The 3,301-nt window shown below is 21.6% G+C and carries 6 protein-coding genes; all 6 read left to right on the top strand.

The features are described 5' to 3' along the window. Positions 1–91 precede the first annotated feature (91 nt). Positions 92–340, top strand: coding sequence for a hypothetical protein (locus R5Z65_RS09730; RefSeq protein WP_317368815.1), 249 nt, complete (start codon positions 92–94; stop codon positions 338–340). A gap of 29 nt (positions 341–369) precedes the next feature. Then, positions 370–1,404 carry a hypothetical protein gene (locus R5Z65_RS09725; protein WP_317368814.1) on the top strand — a complete coding sequence of 345 codons (1,035 nt, stop codon included), beginning with the start codon at positions 370–372 and terminating at the stop codon, positions 1,402–1,404. Positions 1,405–1,536: 132 nt separating this feature from the next. Then, positions 1,537–2,061 (top strand): hypothetical protein, encoded by a 525-nt coding sequence (locus R5Z65_RS09720; protein WP_317368812.1) that lies wholly within the window; start codon positions 1,537–1,539, stop codon positions 2,059–2,061. Between the two features lie 12 nt (positions 2,062–2,073). Next, complete coding sequence (locus tag R5Z65_RS09715; protein WP_317368810.1) at positions 2,074–2,484, top strand: hypothetical protein; 411 nt, start codon at positions 2,074–2,076, stop codon at positions 2,482–2,484. A gap of 122 nt (positions 2,485–2,606) precedes the next feature. After that, positions 2,607–2,783: a hypothetical protein gene (locus R5Z65_RS09710; protein WP_317368807.1), complete on the top strand. Its 177-nt coding sequence runs from the start codon at positions 2,607–2,609 to the stop codon at positions 2,781–2,783. Positions 2,784–2,785: 2 nt separating this feature from the next. Continuing rightward, positions 2,786–3,187, top strand: coding sequence for a TnpV protein (locus R5Z65_RS09705; protein WP_317368804.1), 402 nt, complete (start codon positions 2,786–2,788; stop codon positions 3,185–3,187). The last annotated feature ends 114 nt before the right edge of the window (positions 3,188–3,301 follow it).

The following is a 3,301-nucleotide window of genomic DNA, read 5'->3' as shown; positions in this document are numbered from 1 at the left end:
AATTTATATATATAGTGTAAATTATATCTAGTCATTGTCTAGTCAAGTCTATATATAAATTAAATTTAAATAAAAGTTAAAGGAGAATAATATGGAGTTAAGTAAAGCAGATATTATTTGTCTTAAAGAATTAGAAAAGCAACAAAAAATAAGTTATTTAAAAAGTTTAGAAATAAAAAATTTTATATTAGTACATAGTGGGAACTTAAAATATGGAACTGTATATAAAAGACTAGAAAAGCTTAAAACTTTAGGATTAGTTGATTATGGAGCATTAAATGCTAATGCTAAAACATATTATATAACTAATAAAGGGCTTGAATATTTAAATAAAATATAAAACAAAAAAGAAAAAGGAGAAAAAATAATATGAGAGAAAAAATAGGAATTATAGCAATAGGACAAGCAGGGGGAAATATTGGAAATTTACTAAAATTAAAAGGTTTTGATGTAGCTTTTATAAACTCAAGTAAAGGGGATTTAGATACCCTAAATATCGATGAAGATATAAAATACCATATAAAAAATGGTTTAGGTTGTGCTAAAGATAGAAATACTGCCAAACAAGTGGCTAAAAATGATTTTAGTGCTATAAACGAATTCATTAATAAAGTTGTTGGGAAAAAAGATTTATATTATATAGTGTCTTCTACAGGTGGTGGTACAGGTAGTGGTATAAGCCCTACACTTGCTAATATTTTTATAAAAGCATTAAAAAAAGATGTTGGATTAGTTAGTGTATTACCTAGTGAAAAAGATACATTACAAGCTAAAATTAATAGCTATGAATATTTAAAAGAAATTACTGAAATAGAAGATTTATGTGGTTGTTTTATTCTCGATAACAATCAAAAGAATGATATGGAACATATAAATAAAAACTTTGTAAACTTATTTAATAAAATTTTTGATTATAAAAAATATGAAACTGTAAAAGGTAATATTGATGAAGCAGAGATATTTAAACTTTTAAAAACAAAGGGAATGATTAGTCTTGCTAATTGCAAAAATGATGAAAATACTAACAAACTAATTGAAAATATAAATAATGGTGTTTTTGCTAAGTTAGAAAAGGGTGGAACTATAAAGTATTTAGGTTTATCTAGAAGTATAAAATTTGATGAAAATTTATTTTTTGAAAAGGTTGGTAAATATTTAGATAAGTTTGAAAATAATAATAAAGAATACACTTTAGCGATACTAAGCGGTTTAACATTTCCGCTAAAAAGGATATATAATTTGAAAGAAGAAATATCCAAAGAAAAAGAAACAATAATAAAACTAAATACTGAAAACATTGTAAAATTAGATGATATTGATTTTTTAAATACAAAAAATAAAAAAGAAGATACTCAGGTTAAAGAAACAATGTCGACAGATGATATTTTAAATATGTTTTTCTAGTATGGATAATAATTTTAATATAAAAGAATTTTTCAATATTATAGCTATTGCATTAAGTTTAATAGCTTTAGCTATAATATTGAACTTAATATTGTTTAAAGTTACAATTTTTTTTATATGTTGAGGTGTAAGATGAAAAAAGAAAATGCAAAGTTTGTAGAAGAAAAGATAAAAGAATATTTTAATACAGAAGAAAAAATAACTTTAATAAAAAATATAATAATATCCTTAGAAGAAAAAATATCTCTACTAGAAGATAAAAATAGAAATTTGAAATTAGATTTTGATATAGATGTTAAAAGCACTACTGTTGATAATACTCCAACAAGTAGTAGTGATGGAATATCATATTTTGAAAGAAATATAATAAAGCAAATTGAATATAATGAAAAAATGATAGAAAATATTAAAGAAGAAATAGAAATACAAGAAAATCAAATATTTAACCTTGAAATTAAAAATTCTAAAATGAAAAATATAATTAATATATTTGTAGAAAGTTATAGAAATATTTTATACTTTAGATATAAGGAAAATATGAGTGAAGTTGAAATTTCTTTAAAACTTAATCTATCAACATCACAGTATCATAGAAATAAAAAAGAAATATTAAGAGCTATTTACAATATGTTAGTTATTCATAGGGAAATTTTATAAAGGAGAAAATATATGAATGATACAAAAGAATTTATTGAATATAAATTTTTAGAACTAAAAAAATACATAGACGAATGTTTTGAAGAACAATCAAAAAGTAATAGTATATTTTTTGATAATATACTTGAGCTTATAAAAGCTAATATAAATAAAGAAAACGAATTAAATAATAGTAAAATTTTATATGCTATAGAAGAATTAAAAAAAGCTACAGAAGTTAATAAAGCAATATCTAATAAATTAGTAGATGACTTAAAAGAACTAGATGATATTTATGGAATAGGTGCTACTAAAGAAAATAATAAAATAATTTATAAGGATATAAAAAAAGGTATAAAACAATTTAGTATACAATTAATTATTGTTGTAGGTATTTTATTAATTATACTTGGAGCATACCAATTAATAAATTTAATTTTTTAAAAATTTAAAGAAAGGACAAAAATTTATCTATTAGGTATTTAAATAGATATCCAAAATATATTTACAAAATACAAATTTTTCTTTAAAATATAAATAAATATTTTAGAAGAGAATTATTTATAATGAGAGATAATAAAGAAAATAATAATACAAATAAGTTTAAAGTTGAAAATGATAAAAATATAAAATATGAGAAAATAATAGATAAATTGACAAATAAACTAGGTATAAACGTAACAGATGAAGATATAGAACAGTACAAAAAAGAATTAAAAGAAAAATATAAAATGGAGGAATAGTTATGGAAAAGTATAAATTTGATGAAAATAATGATTTATGGTATGAGTTAGGGGAAAATGGAATGTATTATCCTATGATAAAAGTGGAAGATAATTTGAATGTTGGTAAATATGGTAAGTTAGCTATGGAGCATATGAAAAGAAATTCTGTAAGGTACAAAACATTTGGTGTTATGGGTATGTTTCCCAGAATATTTAATAATATAGATGAAGAAGTTTATAATATAATTAATAATATTATGAATAAAAAACTTAAAGAAGAACCTATTCAAGATAATTGGAATGTAGTTGAAATTGAAAAACATAAGAAAATGCTTTACAGAGAAGCAGAAGAAATAGCATTACAAGAAATAGTTTATAAAGACCATTTTTCAAATATTGATATGGAAAAAGTGTTTATATAAAAAATGTGGAGTAGTATTAGCTACTCCTTTTTTTGATTGGGTTTACACAATCAAAAAAGATGCGAGTTTTATGCGAGTTTTATGCGAGTTTTATGCGAGTTTTATGCGAGTTTT

The organism is uncultured Tyzzerella sp., assembly GCF_963558545.1.
Classification (GTDB): Bacteria; Bacillota; Clostridia; order Lachnospirales; family CAG-274; genus Tyzzerella.
The sequence above is the reverse complement of the archived record's forward strand: the minus strand, read 5'-3'. Positions and strand labels throughout refer to the sequence as shown.